The organism is Solibacillus isronensis, assembly GCF_900168685.1.
Taxonomy (GTDB): Bacteria; Bacillota; Bacilli; order Bacillales_A; family Planococcaceae; genus Solibacillus; species Solibacillus isronensis_A.
This window is the reverse complement of the sequence record NZ_FVZN01000014.1, coordinates 1,589,314-1,615,537: the sequence shown is the minus strand read 5'-3', so window position 1 is coordinate 1,615,537 and position 26,224 is coordinate 1,589,314. Positions and strand designations below refer to the sequence as shown.

Here is a 26,224-nt window from a genome sequence, read left to right as displayed (position 1 = left end):
TTGGAAGGTTTAAAGGGATTTATTGTACTCTGCCCGAAATACTAGTATAACAACTTGAAATGTTTTTTAATGTCTAGAATAGAAACACCAGAACAAATAATAATCGTACTAAAAATTTTATTATACTCATTTAAAATTAAGGGGATATTGAAAACTAATTTCAACAAATGGCGCGCTATTCTAAAGTAGAATGGCGTTTTTTTATACTAACCAGATTAGGGAGTAATGTGTAATAACCCTTTTACCAATTAACCAATGATTAAAAATAATTGTAACCTTTTACCAAGTTCAATCGAATAATAAGTGAATAAAGAATGAGGAGGAAAAGCTTGATTGACTTAAATAACTTAGAGTCCAGTATAGTTGACGTCTACAATGATTATTATTTAGAGGTTTTTAGATTCCTTATTTATTTTACAGGTAATCAAAATGATGCAGAAGATTTGACACAAGAGGTATTTATTCGAGTATTAAAAAACCTCCATCGTTTTAAAAGCGACTACAATCTAAAAACATGGATATTTTCTATCGCCAAACATGTAGCAGTTGACCATTATCGAAAAAAGAGGTTGATTTCCGTATTTAAGGAAGGATTCTTCACACAGTTGGAATCAAACGGTAAGAAGCCTGACGAAGAAGTGGAAATTAACGAAATGGAGAAATTTGTACATGAAACTGTTTCTAAATTGAAACCAAATTTTAGGGCGGTTGTTATACTGCGTGGCATTAATGAATTTTCCGTAAAGGAGACTGCCGACATTTTACAATGTAGCGAATCGAAAGTAAAAGTGGATTACCATAGAGCCTTGAAAGACCTTAAAAGAAAAATGAATATTGGTATCGAGGAGGTTTTGCCTAATGCAAAATGATAAAGAACTATTTAACATGATTAAAAAAGCATATCCTCAAAATCCAAGTAAAGAATTTATTGCAAAAACTGAAAATAAACTTAGGAGGAAGGCTAGAAGCATGAAAAGTAGAAGAACAGTGAGAAAAGCATCTGCAATATATAGCGGTGTATTACTTTTCACCTTAGCATTCTCATGGTTATTTTTATTCAGCGGCAAAGAAGTAATTACAAATATCTTAAGTAATCATGGAGAAGAATCTTTATCGTCTGCTGCTGCCGATAAGAACAATCCACTAGTGTTTATTTATCAATCGCATAATCAAGAGGCTTATAACGTAAAGAGTTCCAACGAGGCGTATCATGAGACGGATAATGTTACGAAGGTCGGGAAGCAATTAAGTAAAGCATTGAAAGGAAAAAATATATTCGCTATCCATGATGATACCGACATTTTTGTAGTCCTAGAAGAACGAAACCTAACATTTAACGATTCTTATAATATATCGCGGGAAAAATTACAGGAAACGTTAAAGAAACATACGAGTATAGAAATGGTTTTAGATATTCATAGAGACAGCCAGGAAAGAAAGTTTACCACAGTAAACATTAATGGAAAAGACTATGCAAAAATTGGACTTGTTGTATCAAAAAGTAGTGGTCATTATGAAGAAAATAGAGAATTTGCTAACAATCTTCATCAAAAATTGGAAAAGCTGTACCCAGGAATATCAAGAGGGGTAATCGTGAAAGGTGAAAATCCAAGGAACACATATAACCAAGAAATTCAAAAGCAGTCTGTATTATTAGACATTGGTGGTATTGAAAATACATTGGAAGAAGCATTTAGAGCTACGGATGCTTTAGCTGAAGCTATAAAAGAAATTGTAAAGGAGCCATAAAATAATTACTAGGTGTTTGATGAAAAGGCGCGATTCTTCAATAAGGAGATCGCGTTTTTCTGTTTAAGGACCAGATTGTTGTAGATTTCTATTTATAAAAGGTTATTGCCAACCATGTTTGAGGACAGAAATAAGGGAAAGCCAGGGGATTTTTCCTTGACTTTAGCTATTGTTAAATTAAATAGACTTTGAGGAAAAATAAATAATTACATTCTTTGATAATATAAAAGTTCTTTGGACAAAAGGATTTAGAACGTTTATACTGTTTTTTGTTCCTTTATATCTAATTAATAGTAATAATTATAGATTTTATAACAGCTTACTAATTGAAAGGTAAGGACTTAATTGTATTAAAGCATTTTTCAATAGTACAAAGAATAATAAAATAAATGGAATAGCCCTTATTTCATCAGTCGGGTGGGATGGCTATTTCAAGTATAGGAAAATAATTATTTGTTTAATTTACAGCAAAATATGTATTTAATAGTAAGGAAGAGTGTTTTAATATGAAACGTTTTAAATTAAAGCTAATAATAGTGTTATCTATAGTATTAGTCATATTCTTTATTGGAATAAGTATGTATACTTCCTATATAAAGATTGAAGATACAGTGGAAGAGGCGATTGCTAACCAAAATCTTGAAGCCGCCAAATCCATTGCAAAGGCGATTGACCTGGAAACGTATGAGCGATTTTTAAAAGAACGGAATCGTGATGAAGATTATTGGACAATACGACATTATTTGAATGATGCCCGAGAAAAACTAGGTGTATTATACGTCTATACTATGGAAATAGACAATCCTACTACATCGAAAGCTTTAATTGTAGGTGAACCTGAAAACAAGGATAATCCAAATGATTTTCCAATAGGTGAAGCATGTACAGTACCGGAAGCCCAAGTGAAATTAGCGTATGAAGAAGGAAAGCAATTTGTAACAGGGATCCTGGAAGATACGAAATATGGTCATCATTATATAACGGTTGGGACTCCTATTATGAATGGAAATGGGGAAATCATTAGCTACCTTGGCATTGATATTAGTACGGAGACACTTGACGGGATTAAAGAAACCGTTATTAATAGTAATATTTTTCTATTAATACTCAGCGGACTTTTTGTTATTATTGTTATTATTTCTTTCTTACTTTTACAAAAGTGGTATCAAAAAGAAGTTGGAACTACGGAGGATACGTATCAAAAGGAAATTAAAACGTTAATTGCTTCTGTCTCATCATTTAGGCACGATTATATTAATCATATCCAGGTTTTACATGGCTTTCTGCATATAGGTGAGGTAGATCAAGCGACAAAGTATGTAGATTCTTTGTCTAAAGACATACAGACAATTGAATCCATTAAATTGAATCTTGATCACCCAGGATTAGCGATATTACTGCAAACAAAAAAATTAACATGTCAAAATCAACAAATTGATATACAGATAACCGTTGATGACAATCCATTTGATAACATAAAAACGATTGACTTAATCAATATATTATCGAACATAATTGATAATGCGATAGAAGCGACAATGGAGTTGCCAGAGGAACTACGTAAAATTACAGTTAGCTGTAAAGCAGACGAGTTATATTATACGTTCTCGATTACAAACACTGGACAAAAGCTACCAGACAAAAATCAAATTTTTAAACAAGGCTACTCAACGAAAAAAGTAGAGAAAGGAAGAGTTAGAGGACAAGGTTTGTTTATTGTTAAAGAAACAATTAATAAATACAATGGAACGATTACATTTGATAGAATAAATGAAAAAGAGACAATAGCGGTTGTAAAAATCCCTATTAAGTAAATAGTAAAAGGTTATGGTACAAATTCAAAAAACGTGCCATAGCCTTTTTTAGTGGAAAAGAAGTTTTTGCAAAAGATTACGAACTTGATTCTTTCACAAAGCTAAGAGTGTTAGAAGATAAAGTGATTTTATAGGTACTCCATTATAGCGCGCGATTCTTCAATAAGAAGATCGCGTTATTCCGTTTAAGGGCCATATTGTAGAACAACTTTTTGTTATTCTGTTAATAAAAGGAATTGTATATTAAAATTAATATAGGTAATAGAACAACTGGGAGGATCCGTACATTTGAAATTTCTGATGTACAGTAGATTTCTCTAACTATTAGTACTGTTAAAAAGGAGAAAATAATTATGAAGAAATGGCTAATTGCATATGTTTTACTTTTTTGCATTTCAGGATGTAAAAACATAGAAACATTAGAAATACCATATGATAGACAAGAATTAAAAATTGCAATTATAGGTGATACTCCAGATATTCAAAATAAAAATATTACATTTGAACACATTTCTTTAGAGGAGTTAAATAATAAAGTTGACATTCTATCTAGTGAATTTAATGCTATTATGATCACTCCAAGTATGTTTGTGGATGCTTCAAATGATCAATTTTCAGAGGCGTATCATAATGTAGAAATACCGATTGTATTTTGGAATTCTAGTAAAGCACACTATCCCTTTGTAAATAACAAAATAAACTATTTAAATGAAAAAGAAGTTTCTCTAAATAATATTCCACATTCTATGGATAGCATTGAAAAGACACATTCAACTATATTTTTATATGATATTGAGACAGAAAAGGAAAGTGTTTGGTTTTTTCATTTGAATGAACCGAATGAATTGGAAAAGTTATATTCTGAAATATTCAATAAAATTGAAGAGGTCACTATATAATTATTTTATCCATGTTACACAATTATCAACATAAGAAATCTTCTGAAAAGAAAAAGCTCACAAATGCCGATATAACAACGTTTGTGAGCTTAATAAAATAATGGTCCGACTGGTCTCGAATCAGCGCCCCCCACCTTGTACAGGGCAAGTAGTAACTGTGGAGGCAGATCATGCTCCTCCAACCGAGATGGTGAATATTGAACAAGGTCAAGTTATTATAGTTAATCTAACCGACACTGTAAATTTAGAATTTGAAAAAGAACCAACTCAATACGAAATAAGAGTCTGGGACAATAATAATGTGATTGCAACGTATAATACATTTGAAGAAATAAAAGAAAAAGGGAAATATATAGTTGAAATAGTAGGAACATGGGAAGGTAGTACCGCTACTTATGTAACTGCATTAGATATTCAATAAGAAATAGATAATGCTCCACTCCTACCTCAGAATTAACCATTAATATAGACTTAGTTACTCAATTAAAGGGCGCGTTTATTTAGGAACGCGCTTTTGGCATTTTAGGAATGTTAACAAATGATTGGCTTGGGACGACAATGTTGACCGTTTCTTTTTTAGCTTACAAATACTTGTTAAAATCAACCCATTTTGATAGAATCAAGCTAATTAAATGCATTTGCAGGGGGACACATTTGTGTTGAGAAGGTAGAACCTGACCCTTAGAACCTGACCGTTAATACGGACGTAGGGAGCAAAGTACATATTAGTTTTTCTGTACTTACTATGGCTCCGCGTAATTTACGTGGAGCTTTTCTTATGCAAATACTTTAATTGCAGGGGGACACATTCGTGTTGAGAAGGTTAAAACCTGACCCTTAGAACCTGACAGTTAATACTGACGTAGGGAGCAATTATAGGTGTACTATACACTTTTTTGGCGTCTCTATATTAATAGAGACGTTTTTTGCACTTACGTCCATCTAAATCCAGCGAGGAGGAAAACGGATGGAGTTTTGTGAAAAGCTTGAAAATGGCAGATGGCTTTGCTGTTTTCCCATCATTTAATAAAGTCTGGATATTCAAACAATTAAAAAAATTAAGTAGGGGGAAATGATGATGAAATTACATGAACAAACCGTTTTAGTTACAGGCGCAAGTAGAGGCGTTGGAGAAGAACTCGTAAAAGCGTTTGTCAAAGAGGGAGCTAATGTCGTACTGAATTATTATAAGAGTGAGGAAAAAGCGCAAAATTTAGCACAAAGTTTGGGTTCTCAAGTTATCGCTTTACAAGCAGATATCCGCAATCAACAAGAAGTGCAGCAAATGGTTGAAAAGGGAAAGCAATATTTTCATACCCCGATTACAACCATAGTCAATAATGCATTGATTGATTTTGAATTTAATCCACTCACACAAAAAAATGTGTTTGAGCTTCAATGGACCGATTACAATAAGCAATTGGAAGGAACGATAAAGGGTGCTTTAAATAGTATTCAAGCATGCATTGAGGATATGAAAGAACTAGAATTTGGTCGTATTATTAATATTGGGACAAACTTATTTCAGCATCCGGTAGTAGCTTATCATGAATACACAACAGCTAAAGCAGCATTGCTCGGATTTACACGTAACATGGCGAAAGAGTTAGGGGAGTATGGCGTTACAGTCAATATGATGTCTGGTGGACTTTTAAAACAAACGGATGCAAGTAAAGTGACAACAGCAGAAGTATTTCAATTGATTGAAACCACAACCCCTTTACAAAGAGTGACAACACCAAAAGAATTAGCGGAAGTGGCATTATTCTTTGCATCTCCTTGGGGAAGTGCCATCACTGGGCAGAATTTAGTCGTTGATGGCGGTCTTGTAATGGATTAAGAGCAAACTTGTATCTCTCTTTAAGATGAATACTACTGATAGGCATACTGGGATGTGGAGAAAAGCATAATTTTGAAAATATTGATTTACAGTAAGAACTATATATACTACAATGTAAATTATTGAAATACCTGAGTTGTTCAGGAGAGGTTCATAGCTGATACCCTCTATAAAAAACTATGGATACATGTATATTACGCCATGTCCATATTGGATGTGGCTTTTTTTATGCCTCCAATAGTTTGATTAGAGATGTTATAGTTCGCCCTCCTTGGAATACTCCGGTATTAACTTAAGGAGGTTTTTTTATGTCTGGTCGTCACCAAACAGAAGGATTAGAGGATTTAACATTATTAGGAAATCAAAATGTAAAGTACACATTTGCTTATGCACCAGAAGTATTAGAGTCTGTAGACAATTTACATGTAGACCGTGATTATTTTGTGAAGTTTAACTGCCCAGAGTTTACAAGTCTTTGTCCGATTACGCAGCAACCGGATTTTGCAACGATGTATATTTCATACATTCCCGATAAAAAAATTGTGGAGAGTAAGTCGCTGAAATTGTATTTATTTAGTTTCCGCAACCACGGTGATTTCCACGAAGATTGTGTAAATATTATTATGAATGATTTAATTAAACTTTTAGATCCCCGCTATATTGAAGTATGGGGCAAGTTTACGCCACGTGGAGGTATTTCAATCGATCCATGGTGCAACTACGGTCGTCCAGGTACGAAATATGAAGAAATAGCAAACTATCGTTTAATGAATCATGATTTATATCCTGAAAAAATTGATAATAGATAATTTTTTCTCAATACTTTGCTTGCAAAGAGCGGTTATTAACAACCCTCTATAAAAAACTAAGATCAACCAGTACTGCCTCTTAGTGCTGTTTTTGGTTTAAGAAAGAGGAGAAAAAGAATGAAACATGAGAAAGCCGTTGTTGTATTTAGTGGCGGGCAAGATAGTACAACGTGTTTGTTTTGGGCTTTAAAAAACTTTAAAGAGGTTGAAGTCGTTACTTTTGATTATGGACAACGGCATGCACTCGAGATTGAGTGTGCGAAACAGATTGCACAGGAGTTGAACGTACGACATCATATTTTAAATATGTCGCTCTTAAATCAGTTAGCACCGAATGCTTTGACGCGTGACGATATCGAAATACAAGAAGGCGTGGCAGGCGAGCTTCCCTCTACGTTTGTACCAGGTCGTAATTTAGTTTTTTTATCTTTCGCAGGAATTTTAGCAAGCCAAATTGGCGCGAAGCATATTGTGACAGGTGTATGTGAAACCGATTTTAGTGGCTATCCAGATTGTCGCGATGCCTTTGTGAAATCCTTAAATGTCACATTAAATTTATCGATGGACACATCATTTGTTATTCATACGCCACTCATGTGGATTAATAAAGCCGAGACATGGGCTTTAGCAGATCAGCTAGGTGCGTTTGACTTTGTACGTTACAAAACATTGACATGCTATAACGGAATAATTGCGGATGGATGCGGGGGGTGCCCAGCATGTAAGCTTCGTCTGCAAGGAATGGAAGCTTATGAACAATCGTTAAAATAGGAGGATTTTATGATAAGAGTTTTACTTTATTTAGTATCAATTGTTACAGCAAATGTCGTAACCGCGAGATTTATGCCTCTTGAATTCGGGATGTTTCTTGTACCGATGGGCTCCTTCTTTATTGGGGCGACATTTATTTTCCGAGACCTTGTTCAAAATAAATATGGCCGCAAAAAGACATACCTCTTTATTTTCCTAGCGTTAGTCTTATCAGCGGTGGTGTCTTATTCATTAGGAGATACATTAGTCATCGTCGCAGCTTCCGCCTTGTCATTTTTAGTAGCTGAAACGACAGATACAGAAATTTATACACGTTTAAAATTACCGATGGCGTGGCGTGTGTTTTATAGTGGAATTGTAGGCGGCTTGTTAGACTCAGTTATTTTTGTCGTTGTCGGCTTAAGTCCAATGGGTGCAGGCTTTATCCCTTGGGTAGCCGTCCCTGCAGCTATAGTGGGTCAAGTGATTGTAAAAATAGTCATGCAAATGATTGGCGCGGCTTTTTTAGCGCAAGGTTTAGTTTATAAAGAAAAGCGTCTCTCTAAAATGTCCGCCTGATTAATGTAATAATATGCTTAAGTATTTTTACCGTACTTACATTAGTTAAGCTGTACCGTCCCATAAGTAAATAAGGTTTTGAAAAAGCTTAAAGAATACGAATTATTCGTGTTTTTTAAGCTCTTTTGTTATATGCTAACGGTAAAACTTAATGGTTGCAATATTGTTTCTGCGACATCTTCTTTTGAGATTTTTTTGGAAGCATATTGCTGCACGTCATTATCACCTACACATACATCATAAGCTGCTTTTTCGAATAAACATTGGTCGTTGCTATCATTTCCAAACGCAATAAACTCATGGATGTTTAATTTTTCAAGACCCACTACTTTATTAACACCTAACCGCAAAAATGGCCAATACTAAATAAGTAATTTCATAGCTAAAGAGATCAATCGTAATAATAACAATAAGAGGGCCAATTAAATTAGAAATGGAAACACTTTTTAATGGAATATCGCTCATAAGAAAATTAAGGATAATTGTGTTAAAATTTAGGAGTAAATTTAAAGAAATATACTTAAGCGGGACAGGTCTTTAATAAGGGAACATATAGTGAAAGAAGATGGTTTTCTAATTTCAGAAGGGGTAGAAAATGAGGATAAATTTATTTGTTTTAGCATTAATTTCGTTACTTTTGTTAGCTGGTTGTTCACAACAAGAAACATTAAAAAAGACAGAAGATTTAGTTATACCAACCTTTGAATATATTCTAGAGAATGGTTATCCAGTAAATGATAAAGGTGAAACTTATGGACCAGATATGGGAAATATGATGATTATTGATGAACCTGATTTAATACTGGCACAAGGTGAGAACAGTATAATAGGATATGTAAAAAAAGTAGAGATGGATGTTCCAAAGCCAAAAACCCCAGAAGAAGCAGTTAAACTAAATAACCCTCCTCCAAGAGAAGTTACATTATATGATATTGATGGAGAGACTATTATTGGTACGTTTTGGATAGGTAAATAGGGGATGCTCTATTATTGAACAACTTATGGTAAAGGGAATTAGTTATTCAATTAACGAAGGCTTTAGTATAATAACGTCTTCCACAGGAGGGCGCGATTCTTCAATCTAAAATGGCAACTAGGTTATATAGTGAATTATAGAGAAATTTTTGAAGGAGAGAAAAAAGTGTTAAGAAGATATTTGAGTGTTATTTCAATGAAATTACAGGTAGAGAATTGTTGTTGAGTATTGTAAAAAGTCACGCTTCAAATTTTAAATTGGGAATAGATGAAACAATACTCAAATGATGTAAGATTTGAATGATAATTAAAACCGCACTTAGGTCCATTATGAAGAAAACCCCTAAATCCTCTTTGTAGTGACATAGCTTCGTTTGTTATACGAGATCAACGTCCCAACCAGCTTCAAACATGTTTCTACCCCGGCTACCGTTATCATATATCGATATAAAAAATGTTCAAGCAGAAATATTTTCTGGCTGATCTAATAATACGATCGGGCGCGATTCTTCAATAAGAAGATCGCGTTTTTCCGTTATAGGGCCATATTGTTGAATAACCCTTATGACGACAAGAAATGCTATTCAAGTTTTTATGCAAATTTATGAACAAGCTCTGCTAATATAAACGCTACTACTTCAACTGTTTATGCCATATGTATAAAAAACTCTATAATTAATCGTTCAAGCAAAAAGGTACAAATGTTAATTTAACAACATTCGTGCCCTTGTGGTGTATGCCCAAACTTTGATTGAACTGCACCCCATTTGTTAGACACATCTAACAAGGAGGTGCCGTTTTTTTATGGCTAAAATGAGTGCAGAAGAAAAATTAGCAGCGGTTCAAAGATATGTAAATGGAAAAGAAAGTTCAAGGAAAGTAGCGGCTGATATAGGGGTATCCCATCGTTACCTATTAACTTGGGTGAAACAATATGAACATAACGGTGTAGAGGCCTTTGTAAAACGATATACAAATTACACGAAGCAGTTTAAACTAGACGTACTTAACTACATGACTGAACACGGTACGTCCTTATACGAAACCGCTGCTATTTTTAAAATAGCGGCTGCTTCAACGATACGAAATTGGAAAAAACAATTCGAAGCACAAGGAAAGGATGCCCTTCAGCCAAAGAAAAAGGGGCGTCTATCCATGAAAAAAGAAACGGCTAAACAATCTAAGAAAACACCAGTAGAAGGCTCTACTCAAGCACTCCAAGCTCGCATTAAACAGCTTGAAATGGAAAACGAGTATTTAAAAAAGTTGAATGCCTTAGTTCAAGCCAAAGAAAAATCACCACGAAAGACAAAGTAAAAGTCATTTGTGAATTAAGGCATAAATATTCGGTGAAAGCACTTGTGGCATTCGCAGAAATTAAACGCAGTACGTACTACGATATAGTGAAGAAGATGAATCGACCCGATCTGAACGCTGATTTAAAGGTCGAAATTCAAGCGATTTACGATGAACATGAAGGTCGTTATGGTTATCGTCGTATTCGTGATGAGTTAGCGAATCGTGGGCAAAAAGTGAATCATAAGAAGGTTCAACGCATCATGAAAGAGCTAGGTTTAAAGTGCTTAGTACGTATGAAAAAATATAAATCGTATAAAGGCACAGTCGGTAAAATTGCGCCAAATATTTTAAATCGTAATTTTACGGCAGAGGCTCCAAATGAAAAATGGGTAACCGATATTACAGAGTTTAAATTATTCGGAGAAAAGCTTTATTTATCACCTGTTTTAGATCTATTTAATGGTGAAATTATTACCTATACAATTGGTTCAAGGCCGACCTTTTCCCTTGTTTCAGACATGTTAGAAAAGGCGTTAGAATGCTTACCAGAAGACCACCAGCTATTAATGCATTCCGATCAAGGCTGGCATTATCAAATGAAACAATATCGACACAGTCTTGAAACAAGAGGCATTGTGCAAAGTATGTCTCGTAAAGGTAACTGTTACGATAACTCCGTGATGGAGAATTTCTTTGGCATCATGAAATCTGAATTTCTCTATTTAAAGGAATTTGAAAATATCGAGCAATTCAAAAGAGAACTAGAAAAATATATCAACTACTACAATACCAAACGGATTAAGGCAAAATTAAAAGGTATGAGCCCGATACAATATCGAACTCATGCCCAAATGGCTGCCTGAAATTACCGTGTCTAACTTTTAGGGGTCACTTCAACTTTGATTTGGGAACGTTTATTAATTTTAGTTATGTATATGTTATAAATCTTTGTTCCATTAAAGCAACCGTTAATTGAAAAGGAATATTTTTTAGATTGTTTCCAAAATCTCTTTTGCAATCTCATCAAGTTCTTCAGCGAGTTCATTACGTGTAGGTGTTTCAGCAACTCTTGTTAAATACTCTCTAAACTGAACTCTTGAATCTACTGGTAATTCAACAACCAAAAAATGTAAAATAAACCATTTCCAATTTTCGTCATCTGAAGATAAAACATCTTGTACATGGGGGACAATTTCTTCTGGAAAAGTTAAAAGTAATTCTAATACGCTTGGTGCTACAGGCCAATTCATATCTTGAATCCATTCAAGGAGGCTAGGCAGTAAAGGTAATATTTTATCTCTATCCATTTTTTTTATCATTTTTACTCTATCATGATCATGCTTATGTCTTGGTAAAAAATCTTCAAAGTTTTCCATATGCATTTCTCCCTTAGATTTTTATACATGGTAATCTATTTATTGTATCAGTCTTTCTTAAGCTAACCTGTCCTAGCTGCTGGTTCAAACATTCCAAAAGTTTCATTTGGGAACGTTATTTCACCATAGCGTTCTATTACGAAATGAAAATTAAAGAATCCTCTAAATTTTTTTTATAAAATAAGGACCACATTCACTTTCGTGCGTCATAATAAACGTCCAGTTAAAATGCCAATCCATTATGTAGATGTCTCCATAATCCATATGAGAGCTATCATATGTGAAATCGTCTAGATTCAGTGTTCCAGCATTTTGCACAAGATACGCTTCATCTATAAATTGATAAAAGATAGTACATTTAATTTTTGAGTGTTCCTTAAAAGCTGCTATTGCTTCATCTTTCTTTAAACAATTAACTTTTTCCCAACTACATAAATGCCACAGGAATCCGTCCATTCCAATTGATTTCTGTTCCTCATTTGAAAGATGATTTGCAAAATTTATACGCCATTGCTCACGTAAAAAGGTTCCCCATTTCGGTATATCGACTATTCTTAACTCTTTATATCTCAATTTATTACCCCTCTAATATATGGAAATTTTTATTTTTAATTATAACATTAGTTCCCAAAGCGATGTTTGGGCACATTTCGAAATGCTTGTTGCACTAAAATACTTGTTATTTAAATTTAACGAGTATCTTAACATTTACAGCTCGACGTGATTGTTCTTTTAAATTTGGATTTTCTTCAAGGTCAAACGATACTACGTCACCTTTAGTAAGTGATTTAAAACCATCAATTTGAATACTACTAAAGTGTACCCATACGTCATCCTCACCTTCAATTGAAATCCATCCCCAACCCTCTTCTTCGTGATAAATTTTACAGACCCCTTTAATGTTATATCTCATTAAAAAACCTCCATTTTCATAAGTTGAAGTCATTATATAACTAACCGTTAGTTGCGAAGTACAAATATTCCCAAACCGACGTTTGGTAACATTTTTTTGCTTAACAATGTAAATGTAAAAACTGATGCCACCCTTATGCAACAATCGGGCGCGATTCTTCAATAAGAAAAGTGGTCTATTCAATTATAGGGCCATATAGTTGAATAACGTAAATATTAGAATTATTAACAATCAATAACCTGGAATTTTGCTATAATAACAAAGGTGTAGAAAATTTATTTAAGGGTTATAGAAGAATAACCGTATATTAGAACAATCTACAAAATCTAACTTGATAATGATGTTTAAGTTAAAAGTACGAGAGGTTGAATATAAAATTGGACAAACTAACAAAATATATTATTGCAATCGCATTGGTCATTTTAGCTATAAATAGTTTCTTTATATCTGCATATTTAAAGAATATTGTAGAATTAATGGCAGGTCTAGTTAATTCACGCTAAAAAAAACTTACTTGGGGGACACAAACTTCCACAATCGGGCTCTTTCCTTGAATAAGGAGAGGGTCCTTTTCGCCTTTTCCTTTAAATGGCCATATTGTGGAATAAAAGATTTCGTTAAATATTACCAAACGACTGATTGGTAAGGTTATACTTTAATTAATAGAAAAAGTATAGCGTTTTTGATATCGGTGTTTGTCAATATAGTTGTCGCATCGAGCTATTTTACTTTTCTACTAAACTCCTATTCGTTCCAATCAAATCCCCAATTCAATCGAAGCTAGCGCGCTGTGCTTGCTGTCCTGTTGAAGTTCAATGGAAAGAAAATCGCTTTCCATTGAACTTCAACAGGGAAAAGGGGGATTTTTTATTCCTGAACGACTTCTTTTATCGGATTCAGTGCGACTTGTTGTTGCGCTGACCAATTGCGTGTCTGCCCAGCCCAACGTTCTGGATGCTTTTGTTTGGCTTCTTCATACACTAATTTTCTTTTCTCTAAAATTCCGATATGTTTACCAGTATGGCACTGCACCGGCGTCACAAATTTCAAGGCGCTATGTAAATGTACTTCGTTGTACCAGCGGACAAATTTTAATGCCCAAGCACGTGCTTCCACTACGGACTTAAACCCTTTTCGCGGGAAATCAGGGCGGTATTTCAACGTCCGAAACATCGCTTCTGAATAGGGATTATCGTTGCTGACACGTGGTCTTGAATACGAGCTTTGAATGCCCATTTTCTCCAGAAACCCTTGAAAAGTGGAGGCTTTCATCGGGCTGCCATTATCCGAATGAAGGACGAGTGGTGCACCTTGAATTTTTTCATTCAGTACCGCTTTTTGCACCAGTTGCTCCGCATAGTTTGCTTCTTCGGTTTCCCAAACCTCCCAGCCGACAACCTTGCGACTAAATAAATCAATGATTAAATAAAGACGATAAAACATACCTTTCACAGGTCCTGCTAACCACGTAATGTCCCATGTCCATACTTGATTCGGTGCCACAGCAAGATGACTTTCCGGTACCCGCTTCGTCGGTTTTTGACTAAAGCCTCGGTGATTTTGCATCTTTTCTTCGCGTAATACACGGTAAAATGTTGATTCTGAAGCGATGTACGTTCCTTGATCGGCTAACTTTGGGACAATTTGTGTTGGTGGTAAATCGGCATATTCATCCTGCTTCACAACGGTTAAAATCTCTGTTCGTTCTTCTTCGGACAGCTTATTTTTCGGTAGGGGACGCTTAGCGATAGGGCGTTGGTCCCACTGGATTTCCCCGTCCTTTACCCAACGTTCATACGTGCGAACACTAATATGCAATTCTTCACATGCTTTTGCCAATCGCGCCCCGTTTCGGTTCGCTTCTTGAATCAATTCTACTGCGAGTTTGCGATTTGACGGGCAGGTCATTCTTCCTCGTCGTCCCCCCAAATCGCTTGGGCCTTTTTTCGAAGGAGTAATAAGGCTGCCGCTTCTGCCAATGCCTTTTCTTTCTTCTGTAAGTCCTTCTCCAACGCCTTTGCCCGCTGCTTTTCTTCCTTTAATTGCCCATTCAACTGCTTTGCCTGATCAAATGCCTGACCATTTGCCTGAAGACAAACTTCTTTCCACGCTTCGATCTGCTCACGATATAAGCCTTTTCGACGACAATATTCCGCTAACTCAGCTTCATTCATCGAGAAGGTTTCCATTACTACTAAAAATTTATCATGGCTGTTCCATTTGTCGCTTGTTTGACCATTGCCAGGTGTTGCACTACCTGCTGCACGTGCTTCCTTGCGCCATTTATATAGGGTGGCTTCTGTAATGCCTGTTTCCTCATTTATTTTCGCTACCGCTTCGTTTTGTGGTGGCATCATGCGTGCAACAACGGCTTTTTTTTGTTCAGCCGTGTAGCGGATACGTTCTCTTTTCATTGTCATTTGTCTCGACCTCCGTGTTTTTACTTTACTATGCCACGTAAGCTCGGTACGACATCTATCCTAACAGAGGGGGATATGGAGGTATTGATATGTATGTTCAAAAATTAACTTTAACTTTATTTTTATTTATTATTCTTTTAACAGGCTGCGGATTAGAAACGAAAAACTTTACAGAATTTTATAAAAATGACCTTGAAGATGTCACAAAAATTCAAGTAACAGATGGGAGTACAGGTTATTCAAAAATAATAAAAGATAAAAAAGTAATTGGTGAATTTTTGAGTGAAATCAAGGATGTACAGTTTATACCTGAAGAAAACCAAGAAGATAGAGCTGGATTTCGTTATGCCATATCCCTTTATGAAGGTGAACAAATGACTTTTATATTTACGGAAAATGAGGTAACTGACTATTACTATTATACAGAGCCTGATATTTACCCAATAGTAGATAGTCTTTATAAAAACACTAAAATTGAAGAAGAATAAGCATTTTCTTATGCACTAACGATAGAAGTAGAAATATTGGCTGATAACAATCGGGCGCGATTCTTCAATATGAAGATCGCGTTTTTCCGTTATAGGTCCATATTGTTGAATAATATTCTTTTATGAAAGGTCACTTAACGACGCTTAGGGAATGTCTATAAGCAAAATCATTCATAAAATGGTAATATATAAAAATATATAAAGATTGTATAAATTTTTAGGAGAATTTACATATGAAAAAATATATTTTTTTAACAGCCATTTGCGCCCTCCTTATCGTTGGAGCATTTATGGGAGGAAGATTGTATGAAAGCAAACAAAATACCGCTCAAGAAAAAAATGAAAACATATACACCATAAAGGATATTTTAACTGAGGCTGATTTCGATATAGAAGGTACAGAACTGTCTTATCGACCAGATACGTTAGAATCTCATGCGATTGTCATAAATCCAGAGGAAAAGCGCAAACAAATTATTAAGGAATTGCTTGATTTAGAATTTATACCATCTGCTATGATTTACAATTTTAAAGAAGGCGCAACAATGAAATTAAATCTTAACCAAAACTACACTATATATGTGTACGAACACGAAAAAAATATGTACTTCCGTAATGATTCTAATGAACTTCACTCTTACAATATTATTAATCCAGATAAGTTCTTCACCAAATTAAATACGCTTACTAAATTATATTCCGAATAGTAAGTTGATTTCCTAACATATTCCACAATCGGGCGCGATTCTTTAAATAGGAGGATCGCGTTTTTCCGTTATAGGGCCATATTATGAGATAACAATCTAAAAGGAAATTGGATATTTATGTTAGTTTTTAAGTGGGATTGTGAAGAAATATACTTAAAGTAATGGGACAGATTATTCGAACAAACCAGTGGAAAAAGGGGTGTTAATAATGAAGTACATACTAAGATTGGCAAACGAAAATGACTTATCAGGTTTATGCAATATAAGAAATAATAAGGATTTATTTAAAAAATATTTAATGCAATTCGAGAAAAAAGAAGTATATTTGGTGATTGCTGAACAAATTGAACTTATATTAGGTTTTGGAGTTCTTAAATTAAAAGGTACTTTACTCCCCAAATTAAGTGACCTTTATGTAAAAGAAGAGTATCGTGGAAATGGTGTAGGTTCAGATTTAATAAAGTATCGAGAAAATATTGCAAGGGACTTAGGTTATTCTGAAATGTTTGTGAGTGTTGATCCAATTGAGAATCCTAAAATGATAAAGTTAATTAAAAAGCATGGTTATGAAGGAATTTCAGACCCATATTTAAAGGAAGCTGTTTTTTATAATGATGATGGTACTACTTATAATAAAACCTATATAAGAATTGATTTGAAAAAGTTGTTGAACTAACGGAGATTTTAGGTGAAGAACGATCTTCAACAATCGGGCGCAATTCTGTAATAAGAATTGGGCTTTCCTCTTTTTTAAGACCCTTTTATGGGTAGTGAAATACCTATTTATCGCTCTATGTATTGGGAATGTATGGTAGAATTTAAATAATTGTTAGTAAAGGAGGCGGTATATATTATGAAATTCACGAACAAATTAAACGGGGTGAATCAATTTTAAGGGATAAGCGTATAAATCCCCTATAAACTACGTGGTTCCTAAAATCCGGAGGTATATAAGTGATTATTAGAAACTATAGAGTTACTGATGAAACTGGTTGGATAAGATGCCGAACACTTGCATTTTTACAGACAGTTTATTTTGATAATGTACTAAATAAGAAAGAACATTATCAAAATCCGGCAATTGAGCTAGTCGCAGAATTAGATGGTCAAATTGTTGGGCTTATTGATGTAGAGTTTGAAAAAGAAGAAAGAACAGTTTGCTCCAGAGGAGAAGGATTAGGTGGAATGATTTGGCACATTGCTGTTCATCCAGATTTTTCTCGACGAGGAATAGGACAACAACTACTCTATGCTGCCGAAACTAAAGCAAAAGAAATGAATATTAATCGTTTTGAGGCGTGGACAAGAGATGATCTTTGGGTTCAAAACTGGTATGAAAAAATGAAATTTAAAATGGTTGATTCCTATTACCACGTTTATTTTGAGGGAAGCGAAATGAAACATAAAATTCAAAGTAACATACCTAATCTCTATTTAGTTAACACTTTCACTCATTACGTTGGAAACGATATTGACCAATTTAAAAGTAATAACCGTGTTCACAAATGTGTTTGTTTTGAAAGATCATTTTAATAAATATTAAGATTCGAAAGAGATATATCTTATACTATTCAACAATCTGGGCGCGATTCTTCAATAAGGAGATCGCGTTTTTCCGTTATAGGGCCATATTATGAAAAACGTATGAGTAATCAGGGGAATTTTACGATATTAACAATTAAAATAACACATTTAAAAAACGACTATATAAAATAATCTAAAATGGTAATATTAGGATAATAAAGTTGATTGTCAAACTAGTTTAGAAGGAAGTGGATTTTAATTGGATAGCATAATTTTTGATCTTGATGGAACTCTCTGGGATCCAATTGACACAGTACTCAATGCTTGGAACAGCGTTATAAGAAACAATAACCAAATAATAAGTCAATTAACTAGGAAAGACTTTGAAGGTACAATGGGATTACAGATGAATGAAATAAGTAGAAAACTCTTTCCCGCTTTAAGTTATACTGAACGGCAACAACTAGTAAAAGTTTGTTGCGAATTAGAACAATCTTTCTTAGAAAAACACGGCGGAGTCCTCTATCCAAATGTAGAAATTGTCCTAAAAGAGCTTTCTCAAAAATATAACCTATATATTGTTAGTAACTGCCAAGATGGCTATATAGAATCATTTTACAAATATCATAAACTTGAAAAGTATTTTTTGGATTTTGAAAGCCATGGAAGAACCACCATGTCAAAAGGTGAAAATATTAAATTAGTGATTGATAGGAACAATTTATTAAATCCAGTTTATATAGGTGATACGGAAGGGGATTTAAATGCAGCCAGATTAGCTAAAATACCTTTTATATTTGCTAAATACGGATTTGGGCAAGTAAGTCATTATGAGAATGAAATTGAAAGTTTTGATGAACTTTTAAGTATTTTCTAGTGGGAATATTAACAATTTTAAGAAGGATGTTTGGTAACCTAATTAAAGTAAAAAGCAACCAAGACTGTGTCTTAGTCTTAGCTGCTTGTTAAGGTTATTTGGTATGTGATTGTATATTTTTAATCTATGTATTAATAATGCTCGATGTACCTAGAGAGATAATCTAACTCAATACATTCTATAAAACATAACTATTAATGCGGTAACACCTAATAAAAATGGAATTGTAAAGCTAAGTTTTTCACCTTTTTTATAAAACTTGTACGCTAAATTCAAAAATGCAATACCAAAGAAAAAACATAACGGGCTTCGAAGTGTTAGCACATAAACCTTAACAGATTATTAGAAAACTTAGAAAGATATCAAGCGTAAGGTAGGAAATCTCCTGAAAAGAAAAAGCTCACAAACGTTTATATAACAACGTTTGTGAGCGTATGAATTAATGGTCTCGACAGGTCTCGAACCTGCGACCCCCACCTTGTCGAGGTGGTGCTCTCCCAGCTGAGCTACAAGACCGCGATAAGAAACACCTATAACAATGTTCTTACCTGTTATTATAGCATCCACAGTGGGAGCGGTATATAGAAAACTGTTATATTTTTACTTTACTTTTAGAGAAACCTGCAATTTCCCCATAGATCAACGTCTTTTCTTTTTATCGTCTTTTAATAGAGCTTGTTTTTTATTTACTTTTTCCAGGACGACATGGACGTGGTATTTACACTCTTCGATTTGAACAACATTTACAACCTTTCCTTGACGACCTTTTATTTTTAAGTCCTCATCTACTTCAGGAATACGTTCTAAACACTGACTTAGGACAGGCGTATTATTTTCCAAATAATGAACAGCAAACAACATGATTAAGCGCTCCTTGTTAATTCAATTTAAAATTGAGTCAGTTTATGGAGATTCCAAGATATATAGAACCTTCAAAAATTGAGATTGACCAACTTAGTAGAAATGATTTCCGCACTTCAATAATAGGATATGGTAACGACTGAATTGAGGTGTAAAAGGAATGACAAAAAAATGGGGTTTAATGGCTGTTTTTGCATTTGGATTGTATATTGTCGCAATGTATTTGTATTTTTACCATGGACAAAATAGTGGGATTCCATCCGCTCTTCAAGGAACAGCAGCTGATCCAAGCACTTTTCTTACAACACAGGAGTTGTTATTAAGTGAAGAGTTATCAAAAGTAAGAAATTTCCTGTTCTTTATCACAACGCCATTGGAATGGCTGCTTTACTTCGTTATTTTAATTACGGGAATTTCACGTTTATTTGAGAAATGGAGTTCTGAACAATTTAAATGGTCGATATTCAGAACTACAATGTATTTGTTCTTCTTATCCTTGCTATTGTTCATCCTTCAATTCCCACTTGAATATTACCGCTATATGCTTAGCAAAAGCTATGGAATCAGTACGCAAATTTATTCTTCATGGATGCGGGAAAATATAATTGATTTTTGGCTGGAGTTTGGGATGTCGGTAATCATGATAGCAATTCTCTATTGGCTTATTAGAAAAAGCCCGAAAAAATGGTGGCTCTATGCATGGGCTTTAACTGTACCGTTTTCAATCTTTCTAATGTTTATTCAACCTGTCGTCATCGATCCGATCTATAATGATTTTTCTCCTTTAACAGACAAGGAGTTGGAGACGAAAATTCTATCTCTCGCTGAGCAGGCGGATATTCCAACTGACCATGTGTTTGAAGTGAATATGTCGGAGAAAACGAATGCTTTAAATGCTTATGTGACAGGAATCGGCGACAATTCCCGGATAGTGTTGTGGGATACGACTTTAAAACGGTTATCACAAGATGAAATCCTCTTTATCATGGCACACGAGATGGGCCATTATTTACTGAAGGATATTTATATTAACATCGCGGTCTATTTAATTATGACGCTCATTGGACTATGGCTGATCGCAAAAATCATGCCTTGGATGATTCGCCGTTACGGACCGATCCTGAAAATTAAAGAAATGGGCAATTTGAATTCATTGCCATTGTTTTTGTTAATCTCATCATTTTTATTATTCTTTTCAAGCCCATTGTCCAATGCGATTTCCCGTTATCAGGAAATCCGAGCAGATGAATTTGCTATTGAGCTTGTGGAAAACCCTGAAGCAGCGGTCTCATCGTTTCAACAGCTGACGAAAGCAGGTCTTAGTGAAGTAAACCCGCCAGCACTTGTTAAATGGTTCCGCTATACTCATCCGCCAATGTTAGAAAGAATCGATAAAGTTGCCGAAGAAGTTGATGAGGATTAAATAAAAACATGTATAATTAGTTTACTATATCTATAAGCGCTTCAATTTTTTGTAATAAATGTTTGAGGTGTTGAAAGGAACAAGGCTATGGACAAAAATGAATGGATTAAACTTTTCCACAAAGAATTGCGACAAGAAGCTGTAACACCAGGGTTTATAAGAGAAAAAACCGACAATGTTGTTCGACACATTTCAAAGTTTAACGAAAATGGATTTATATTAGCTTCTAATGTAAATGAAAGGTCTGCAAGGGAAGTAATTCGAAATGAGTTAACTTATTTCGGTAACCTTAAGCAAAGTTTTGAATGGAAAGTGTACAGCTATGACAAACCTGATAATTTGACTGAAATACTCAAACAAGAGGGATTTACGATGGATGATCCAGAAGCACTCATGGTCGTGAAATTATCTGAAAGTCATCCTTTCCTTACAAAATTCGATCTGAATGCAGTAAAGGAAATAACAGATGAACAAGGCATCCTGGATGTTATTGCTCTGGAAGATGCTATCTGGAATGGATCTCATACAGAGCTTGGGGAAAGACTTTGGAGAGATAAACAAGATAGTCCTGACTCACTATATATTTATGGGGTTTATGAAGGTGGTCAGCTTGTAAGCGCTGCTTGGATGTACTTAGAGAATAATTCCTCCTTTGCCAGCTTATGGGGAGGGTCAACGCTTCCGCAATACCGAGGCAAAGGTTATTATTCAAAACTATTGGCAGTTCGTGCACAAAAAGCTTTTGAGAAGGGATATTCTTTCCTAACGGTTGATGCCAGTCCAATGAGCAAACCGATCCTTGAAAAGTCTGGTTTTAGTTGTCTAGCATACTCCTATGGTTGCCAATCACCTACTATTCCTGTGGCAGATTAGGATAGTACTATTTACAATAATATGAACAGAAAAGGTGACTGGAAAGTGGAGAATAGGTCAGCATTAAAGAGACATTTATTTCAACTCGAAAACAAATTGTTGTTACCAGAAATTCGAACATCAAAAGAGGAGATAATGAACTTACTTTCAGACAATTTTTTTGAATTTGGAAGCTCAGGGAAAGTATTGTACAAAGATGAGGACATTAGTGAAGCAACTCTTGGAATCGTAAAAATGACAATGAGTGATTTTGAAATACATTCATTGTCTGAAGAAATCGTTCTAGCAACGTATCGAATTTATAATGAGCTAAACAACCAGCATTCATTAAGGAGCTCAATATGGAAAGTAGTCGATGGACAGTGGAAAATGCATTTCCATCAAGGAACAAAAATCCCACTATAGTTTTCAGGCGCTATTCTTTTTAAAGGATTAGCGCTTGATTTTTTTAAACAGTAGGTACAATAGCGGGTACTAAATACATAGATGATTAGGGGATGGAAAAATGAATATTTCCAAAGTTGTAGAGAACATAGAGGATTTGCTTAAACAAGCTGAAATAATCGGAATCGGTTCAACGAGAAAAGTTTATCGTTTCGAAGGCATTGTTATAAAAACATTTTTGCATCCTCTCGGGTATGTCCAAAGTAAAAATGAATATGAAATGTACAAATCATTGGAAAGGCAGGGGCTAGACAAACATATTGCGCCAATTCTTTTTTTAAGTGAGAAATATGTCGTTCAGCCTTTTTATGAGCAACTCCCATTACACAATCACTGCTCTTACGATATCGATTTAGAGAACGACCCAAGAATGATGGAGGATTTAAAAACCGCAATCGAAGTCATCGATCTAGAACTAGACGGATTTGATTTTAAAGATAGTGGAAATTACGGGCTGAATGAAGAGGGGCATCTTGTTTTAATTGACTATGGAATGACTAAAAAACTATATGAAGAACAATGGGTCCCATTAGCAGAAGCTGGTACATTGCCTCAAATACGATTAGAAAAATGTCGTGTCTGTAACCTGGAAAAGGAACTTCGGATGTATGGAGAAAATGATACAGATAATCGCTGTGTGACTTGTGGGAAAGATTATTAATTTCACACTGGATATTTATGTTAAAGTGTAAACAAGTGTTGTTTATAGGAGGAATCTATATTGAATAAAGATCAAGAAACTCCAGAAGAAAGAAGAGAAAGATTAAGACAACAAGAGTTAAAGAGAAATCCAGCAGCGATGCATGGTGGCGGCCTTCAAGATTTAATCGGGGATTTAGGGTGGAAAGGTACAGGCATTCTTTTTCTTATAATCATAATCGCTATTGTAATTTATTTAGCATTTTTTAACTAAAGGGGCATTCTTTAAGGGAGTCGTTTTTATAGAATTGCGGGGAGGCAGAGATATTCTTTTAGGCATATAAAAGAGTGTAGAAGAATTGATTTGGTAAAATTACCTTATATAGATAATACGATTTCTAAAAAGGGGGATTTACCATTTCAATTAAATACTCACCTCGTCTAATTTTATTAGTTCTTGCGGGATTAACGATTATCAGTTTGCCTTTTGTCAGACTAATTTTTCCCGTTTTCTATGTCCAAACATTTTTATATGATCCATCAGCAATCGTCCTTTTTCCGCATCGTTTAAATTTCAACCTGGTTCTAGTTGCAAGTTTGTTATTATTTGTCGGATTCATCATCCCGCTAATCAGACAAAACAAATTCACTTATAGCCTATTAGTTGTTTTTATTGCAGGCGGTTTCTTTGTTTTATATTTATCGGTATTAAGCTATACATATATAGGAAAAGAAAAAGTTGTGTCGCATAATTTATTCGATGGGAAATCGTTTCAATGGACTGAAATTAAAGAAGTAGCGCTTGAATACTACAATGATGGCACGAATAGATATGAAGAATACAATTTTAAATCAGATGACGGTAATTCAATTCGGATACCATTAAACGAGTATTTCCTATATGAAGACAAAAGTGAGATTTATAGAATAGCTAGACAAAACAATGTACTGTTTATTGAACAGGAAAAAAATTAGCGCAGCCACAATAAGTCATAATACCCCTACTTTATTTAATGATATAATAAAAGGATCTATCGAGATGGAGTGATGGAAATGTTGTATGATGGCGGTGGTATAGGCGTGTTTGCTTTATTCGGGTTGTTACCAATTCTAATTAACTTAGTTATCATTATTTTTGTAGTTTATTTTATTGTGAAAGCGATAAAATTTATGGAAATGAAACAAAAATTGGATCAAGAAAAAAATGAAAAAATCGATCAGTTAATTCAACTGATTCATCAAAAGAAAAATGATAACATTTAATTTAAAATGAGGAGCATTACCTTGAGACGGGTAATGCTTTTTTAGTGCCAAAAATGTCGTAAATTTAGCTTGGTAATTTATGTTAATATGAATGGGAGTATAAAATACTTAGTGTGATAAATTTAAAATGTATTCGGAGGAGAGTTATTTGAATAATATGCTGAAAATTAAAGCGTTGAAGTTTCCAGATATACCTCATTATGAATGGGAAGGCGAAATACTAGAAACGACACCTGAATACATACTTGTTTTATGCAAATCAGGGAGGAAGTTAGTGCATCATTCTAAAAATAACGTTTACACAATTAATAATACGTCGATTGAATATTTTCCTTTCAATAAATGGTTTACCGCAGCGTTGGAAGTCGAAGAAGGGGCCGTTGTTTCAGCATATTGTAATGTCGCAATGCCGTCAGTTTTAAATCAAAATGAACTTAGTTTTGTAGATTTGGATTTAGATTTTATAAAAAGGAAAAATCACGATTGGGAAGTTGTGGACGAAGATGAATTTGAAGTGAACAGTATAAAATATCTGTATCCTGAAGAGTTAAAACAAGAAGCAATCATGGCATTAGAACGATTGAAAGCAGAAGTTGATGAAGGGAACTTTCCGTTTATAAAAGAATTTACTTCAATTTTAAATCCATAATAGAACAGATTGTAAATTAGTGAGGATGTGTGAAACAGAATGAAAGATTGTATATTTTGTCATCCAGAATTAGAGCCAACTCAAAAAATTGTTTTAAGCAATGAACATTGTTGGTTTTTACAAGTAGAACAATACCAAAAGAAAGGTATCCAACTTGAAGGTTCTGGCGTAATAGTACCTAAATTACATCGAGAAACGGCGTTTGACTTAACAATAGATGAATGGAATGCCACATATACACTTCTTCAAGATGTGAAAGATTACTTGGATAAGACATACCAACCTCAAGGATATAATCTGGGGTGGAATTGTGGAGAGATTGGCGGACAGCATATTTTTCACGCTCATTTTCATGTTTTACCAAGGTATACAGATGAACCGCTTGCAGGTAAAGGCATCCGGTACATGTTTAAAGGTGAGACGAATAGCAGGGGAAAAGATAATATTCAAGTTTAATAAAAGAGGTTTTAACAATGAAAAGATTAGTAATTATGACAGTGGGCAAAACCCATTCCGGTAAAACTACATTTGCTCATGCTTTAGAAAAACAATTAAGCAATTCTTTTGTAATCGACCAGGACAACCACGCTCAATTTCTTAATACTTATTATAAGAAGTTACAACGAGATGAAGGACCAAATATACTTAAACATTCGCTTTCTGAGTTAATGGTCGATTATGCCAAAGAACATACAGATTTTCATTTTATTATTTGCAACTCGAATCGAAGCCTCAAAGGTCGAAAATATTTACTTGAGGAATTATTCCCAGCTGAAGATTTTGTGCGGATATTGGTTCACTTTGATATATCGCATGATGTACTCCATTCCAGAGTAAAACAAAGTCAAAGAAGTACAAATATATTTAGGGGTCCAATTACAAATTTTGAGGAACTGCTTGTTAGGCAGCATGTAGAATCTCTCAAAGAAGACATAGTGGATCCAACAGAAAAGGAAGCCGACCATTTATTTGTTATTAAGGATAACAATGAGATCGATTTAGTAATACAGAGTATAGTACATATTGCACAAACGAGCTTGTAGGACCAAGCTC

At 34.4% G+C, this 26,224-nt stretch carries 31 protein-coding genes, 1 tRNA gene, 1 pseudogene and 3 riboswitches; of the genes and pseudogenes, 26 read left to right on the top strand and 7 right to left on the bottom strand.

Features of this window, described 5'->3' with window-relative positions:
- Positions 1–329 precede the first annotated feature (329 nt).
- From B5473_RS16580 to B5473_RS16540, 9 genes are all read left to right on the top strand, one after another.
- Entirely contained in the window at positions 330–869 is a 540-nt protein-coding gene (locus B5473_RS16580; protein WP_079527151.1) for an RNA polymerase sigma factor, read from the top strand.
- Positions 859–1,749: a stage II sporulation protein P gene (gene spoIIP, locus B5473_RS16575; RefSeq protein WP_079527149.1), complete on the top strand. Its 891-nt coding sequence runs from the start codon at positions 859–861 to the stop codon at positions 1,747–1,749. Before B5473_RS16580 ends, spoIIP begins: the two co-directional genes overlap by 11 nt.
- Positions 1,750–2,255: 506 nt before the next feature.
- A complete protein-coding gene (locus B5473_RS16570) occupies positions 2,256–3,563 on the top strand; it encodes a Spo0B domain-containing protein (RefSeq protein ID WP_079527147.1) in 1,308 nt (435 codons plus the stop codon).
- Positions 3,564–3,916: 353 nt separating this feature from the next.
- Entirely contained in the window at positions 3,917–4,462 is a 546-nt protein-coding gene (locus tag B5473_RS16565; RefSeq protein WP_079527145.1) for a hypothetical protein, read from the top strand.
- A 190-nt stretch (positions 4,463–4,652) separates the two neighbouring features.
- On the top strand, positions 4,653–4,883 hold the full coding sequence (locus tag B5473_RS16560; RefSeq protein ID WP_176142094.1) for a hypothetical protein: 231 nt from the start codon (positions 4,653–4,655) through the stop codon (positions 4,881–4,883).
- Between the two features lie 211 nt (positions 4,884–5,094).
- Positions 5,095–5,192, top strand: a riboswitch (TPP riboswitch).
- Positions 5,193–5,249: 57 nt separating this feature from the next.
- Positions 5,250–5,348: riboswitch (TPP riboswitch) on the top strand.
- 192 nt (positions 5,349–5,540) lie between these two features.
- Positions 5,541–6,302, top strand: coding sequence for a 3-oxoacyl-ACP reductase (locus B5473_RS16555; protein WP_079527141.1), 762 nt, complete (start codon positions 5,541–5,543; stop codon positions 6,300–6,302).
- A 140-nt stretch (positions 6,303–6,442) separates the two neighbouring features.
- A riboswitch (PreQ1 riboswitch) is annotated at positions 6,443–6,489 on the top strand.
- 121 nt (positions 6,490–6,610) lie between these two features.
- The gene (queF, locus tag B5473_RS16550; RefSeq protein ID WP_079527139.1) at positions 6,611–7,111 is read left to right on the top strand and encodes a preQ(1) synthase; all 501 of its coding nucleotides are present in this window, start codon (positions 6,611–6,613) and stop codon (positions 7,109–7,111) included.
- 117 nt (positions 7,112–7,228) lie between these two features.
- Positions 7,229–7,882 carry a 7-cyano-7-deazaguanine synthase QueC gene (gene queC, locus B5473_RS16545; protein WP_079527137.1) on the top strand — a complete coding sequence of 218 codons (654 nt, stop codon included), beginning with the start codon at positions 7,229–7,231 and terminating at the stop codon, positions 7,880–7,882.
- Between the two features lie 12 nt (positions 7,883–7,894).
- Positions 7,895–8,440 (top strand): VUT family protein, encoded by a 546-nt coding sequence (locus B5473_RS16540; RefSeq protein WP_079528775.1) that lies wholly within the window; start codon positions 7,895–7,897, stop codon positions 8,438–8,440.
- Positions 8,441–8,568: 128 nt separating this feature from the next.
- Here the strand turns inward: B5473_RS16540 and B5473_RS16535 are convergent, their stop codons facing one another.
- Entirely contained in the window at positions 8,569–8,790 is a 222-nt protein-coding gene (locus B5473_RS16535; protein WP_139377753.1) for an HAD hydrolase family protein, read from the bottom strand.
- A gap of 245 nt (positions 8,791–9,035) precedes the next feature.
- On the opposite strand from B5473_RS16535, the gene B5473_RS16530 reads away from it, so the two are divergent.
- Entirely contained in the window at positions 9,036–9,416 is a 381-nt protein-coding gene (locus B5473_RS16530; RefSeq protein WP_079527133.1) for a metal ABC transporter substrate-binding protein, read from the top strand.
- 803 nt (positions 9,417–10,219) lie between these two features.
- Positions 10,220–11,577 (top strand): IS3 family transposase gene (locus B5473_RS16525; protein ID WP_139377713.1). Its coding sequence is split into 2 segments (ribosomal slippage): positions 10,220–10,673 and positions 10,673–11,577, totalling 1,359 coding nucleotides; the frame shifts between segments, so codons are not numbered across the junction.
- 126 nt (positions 11,578–11,703) lie between these two features.
- Here B5473_RS16525 and B5473_RS16520 read toward each other — a convergent pair.
- The 4 genes and pseudogenes from B5473_RS16520 to B5473_RS16505 form a co-directional block, all read right to left on the bottom strand.
- Positions 11,704–12,090 (bottom strand): DUF5071 domain-containing protein, encoded by a 387-nt coding sequence (locus tag B5473_RS16520; RefSeq protein ID WP_079527131.1) that lies wholly within the window; start codon positions 12,088–12,090, stop codon positions 11,704–11,706.
- Positions 12,091–12,252: 162 nt separating this feature from the next.
- Entirely contained in the window at positions 12,253–12,663 is a 411-nt protein-coding gene (locus B5473_RS16515; protein ID WP_079527129.1) for a DUF4275 family protein, read from the bottom strand.
- Positions 12,664–12,769: 106 nt separating this feature from the next.
- On the bottom strand, positions 12,770–13,003 hold the full coding sequence (locus tag B5473_RS16510) for a cold-shock protein (protein WP_079527127.1): 234 nt from the start codon (positions 13,001–13,003) through the stop codon (positions 12,770–12,772).
- A gap of 867 nt (positions 13,004–13,870) precedes the next feature.
- Positions 13,871–15,417 (bottom strand): annotated as a pseudogene (locus B5473_RS16505) (IS3 family transposase).
- Positions 15,418–15,512: 95 nt separating this feature from the next.
- On the opposite strand from B5473_RS16505, the gene B5473_RS16500 reads away from it, so the two are divergent.
- The 5 genes from B5473_RS16500 to B5473_RS16480 all read left to right on the top strand — a co-directional run bounded on the left by B5473_RS16500 (position 15,513) and on the right by B5473_RS16480 (position 19,019).
- Entirely contained in the window at positions 15,513–15,911 is a 399-nt protein-coding gene (locus B5473_RS16500) for a hypothetical protein (RefSeq protein WP_079527125.1), read from the top strand.
- Positions 15,912–16,144: 233 nt separating this feature from the next.
- Positions 16,145–16,618, top strand: coding sequence for a hypothetical protein (locus tag B5473_RS16495; RefSeq protein WP_079527123.1), 474 nt, complete (start codon positions 16,145–16,147; stop codon positions 16,616–16,618).
- Between the two features lie 208 nt (positions 16,619–16,826).
- Complete coding sequence (locus B5473_RS16490; protein WP_079527121.1) at positions 16,827–17,294, top strand: GNAT family N-acetyltransferase; 468 nt, start codon at positions 16,827–16,829, stop codon at positions 17,292–17,294.
- A gap of 278 nt (positions 17,295–17,572) precedes the next feature.
- A complete protein-coding gene (locus B5473_RS16485; RefSeq protein ID WP_079527119.1) occupies positions 17,573–18,151 on the top strand; it encodes a GNAT family N-acetyltransferase in 579 nt (192 codons plus the stop codon).
- Positions 18,152–18,401: 250 nt separating this feature from the next.
- Positions 18,402–19,019, top strand: a complete 618-nt coding sequence (locus B5473_RS16480; protein WP_079527117.1) for an HAD family hydrolase — start codon at positions 18,402–18,404, stop codon at positions 19,017–19,019.
- 443 nt (positions 19,020–19,462) lie between these two features.
- On the opposite strand, the gene B5473_RS16475 is transcribed toward B5473_RS16480, so the two are convergent.
- Together B5473_RS16475 and B5473_RS16470 are read right to left on the bottom strand one after the other, a co-directional pair.
- Positions 19,463–19,535, bottom strand: a tRNA-Val gene (locus B5473_RS16475).
- Positions 19,536–19,658: 123 nt separating this feature from the next.
- On the bottom strand, positions 19,659–19,880 hold the full coding sequence (locus tag B5473_RS16470) for a hypothetical protein (protein WP_079527115.1): 222 nt from the start codon (positions 19,878–19,880) through the stop codon (positions 19,659–19,661).
- Between the two features lie 160 nt (positions 19,881–20,040).
- On the opposite strand from B5473_RS16470, the gene B5473_RS16465 reads away from it, so the two are divergent.
- From B5473_RS16465 to B5473_RS16420, 10 genes are all read left to right on the top strand, one after another.
- A complete protein-coding gene (locus tag B5473_RS16465; protein WP_079527113.1) occupies positions 20,041–21,303 on the top strand; it encodes a M48 family metallopeptidase in 1,263 nt (420 codons plus the stop codon).
- An 87-nt stretch (positions 21,304–21,390) separates the two neighbouring features.
- A complete protein-coding gene (locus tag B5473_RS16460) occupies positions 21,391–22,176 on the top strand; it encodes a GNAT family N-acetyltransferase (protein WP_079527111.1) in 786 nt (261 codons plus the stop codon).
- A 45-nt stretch (positions 22,177–22,221) separates the two neighbouring features.
- A complete protein-coding gene (locus B5473_RS16455; protein ID WP_079527109.1) occupies positions 22,222–22,581 on the top strand; it encodes a nuclear transport factor 2 family protein in 360 nt (119 codons plus the stop codon).
- 100 nt (positions 22,582–22,681) lie between these two features.
- Positions 22,682–23,281 carry a protein kinase gene (locus tag B5473_RS16450; protein WP_079527107.1) on the top strand — a complete coding sequence of 200 codons (600 nt, stop codon included), beginning with the start codon at positions 22,682–22,684 and terminating at the stop codon, positions 23,279–23,281.
- 60 nt (positions 23,282–23,341) lie between these two features.
- Entirely contained in the window at positions 23,342–23,533 is a 192-nt protein-coding gene (locus B5473_RS16445; RefSeq protein ID WP_079527105.1) for a DUF6366 family protein, read from the top strand.
- 323 nt (positions 23,534–23,856) lie between these two features.
- Positions 23,857–24,234 carry a hypothetical protein gene (locus B5473_RS16440; RefSeq protein ID WP_139377752.1) on the top strand — a complete coding sequence of 126 codons (378 nt, stop codon included), beginning with the start codon at positions 23,857–23,859 and terminating at the stop codon, positions 24,232–24,234.
- Between the two features lie 78 nt (positions 24,235–24,312).
- Positions 24,313–24,522, top strand: coding sequence for a hypothetical protein (locus B5473_RS16435; RefSeq protein WP_079527101.1), 210 nt, complete (start codon positions 24,313–24,315; stop codon positions 24,520–24,522).
- A gap of 157 nt (positions 24,523–24,679) precedes the next feature.
- Positions 24,680–25,171 (top strand): DUF402 domain-containing protein, encoded by a 492-nt coding sequence (locus tag B5473_RS16430; RefSeq protein WP_079528772.1) that lies wholly within the window; start codon positions 24,680–24,682, stop codon positions 25,169–25,171.
- Positions 25,172–25,210: 39 nt separating this feature from the next.
- Positions 25,211–25,627, top strand: a complete 417-nt coding sequence (locus B5473_RS16425) for an HIT family protein (protein ID WP_079527099.1) — start codon at positions 25,211–25,213, stop codon at positions 25,625–25,627.
- 17 nt (positions 25,628–25,644) lie between these two features.
- A complete protein-coding gene (locus tag B5473_RS16420; RefSeq protein WP_079527097.1) occupies positions 25,645–26,214 on the top strand; it encodes an AAA family ATPase in 570 nt (189 codons plus the stop codon).
- The last annotated feature ends 10 nt before the right edge of the window (positions 26,215–26,224 follow it).

Bases quoted from the DNA above. Each gene is read 5' to 3' on its own strand.
- spoIIP (WP_079527149.1), top strand. From the start codon at position 859: ATGCAAAATGATAAAGAACTATTTAACATGATTAAAAAAGCATATCCT.
- B5473_RS16570 (WP_079527147.1), top strand. From the start codon at position 2,256: ATGAAACGTTTTAAATTAAAGCTAATAATAGTGTTATCTATAGTATTA.
- B5473_RS16565 (WP_079527145.1), top strand. From the start codon at position 3,917: ATGAAGAAATGGCTAATTGCATATGTTTTACTTTTTTGCATTTCAGGA.
- B5473_RS16555 (WP_079527141.1), top strand. From the start codon at position 5,541: ATGAAATTACATGAACAAACCGTTTTAGTTACAGGCGCAAGTAGAGGC.
- queF (WP_079527139.1), top strand. From the start codon at position 6,611: ATGTCTGGTCGTCACCAAACAGAAGGATTAGAGGATTTAACATTATTA.
- queC (WP_079527137.1), top strand. From the start codon at position 7,229: ATGAAACATGAGAAAGCCGTTGTTGTATTTAGTGGCGGGCAAGATAGT.
- B5473_RS16530 (WP_079527133.1), top strand. From the start codon at position 9,036: ATGAGGATAAATTTATTTGTTTTAGCATTAATTTCGTTACTTTTGTTA.
- B5473_RS16520 (WP_079527131.1), bottom strand. From the start codon at position 12,090: ATGGAAAACTTTGAAGATTTTTTACCAAGACATAAGCATGATCATGAT.
- B5473_RS16510 (WP_079527127.1), bottom strand. From the start codon at position 13,003: ATGAGATATAACATTAAAGGGGTCTGTAAAATTTATCACGAAGAAGAG.
- B5473_RS16500 (WP_079527125.1), top strand. From the start codon at position 15,513: ATGTATGTTCAAAAATTAACTTTAACTTTATTTTTATTTATTATTCTT.
- B5473_RS16495 (WP_079527123.1), top strand. From the start codon at position 16,145: ATGAAAAAATATATTTTTTTAACAGCCATTTGCGCCCTCCTTATCGTT.
- B5473_RS16490 (WP_079527121.1), top strand. From the start codon at position 16,827: ATGAAGTACATACTAAGATTGGCAAACGAAAATGACTTATCAGGTTTA.
- B5473_RS16470 (WP_079527115.1), bottom strand. From the start codon at position 19,880: ATGTTGTTTGCTGTTCATTATTTGGAAAATAATACGCCTGTCCTAAGT.
- B5473_RS16465 (WP_079527113.1), top strand. From the start codon at position 20,041: ATGACAAAAAAATGGGGTTTAATGGCTGTTTTTGCATTTGGATTGTAT.
- B5473_RS16460 (WP_079527111.1), top strand. From the start codon at position 21,391: ATGGACAAAAATGAATGGATTAAACTTTTCCACAAAGAATTGCGACAA.
- B5473_RS16450 (WP_079527107.1), top strand. From the start codon at position 22,682: ATGAATATTTCCAAAGTTGTAGAGAACATAGAGGATTTGCTTAAACAA.
- B5473_RS16435 (WP_079527101.1), top strand. From the start codon at position 24,313: ATGTTGTATGATGGCGGTGGTATAGGCGTGTTTGCTTTATTCGGGTTG.
- B5473_RS16430 (WP_079528772.1), top strand. From the start codon at position 24,680: ATGCTGAAAATTAAAGCGTTGAAGTTTCCAGATATACCTCATTATGAA.
- B5473_RS16425 (WP_079527099.1), top strand. From the start codon at position 25,211: ATGAAAGATTGTATATTTTGTCATCCAGAATTAGAGCCAACTCAAAAA.
- B5473_RS16420 (WP_079527097.1), top strand. From the start codon at position 25,645: ATGAAAAGATTAGTAATTATGACAGTGGGCAAAACCCATTCCGGTAAA.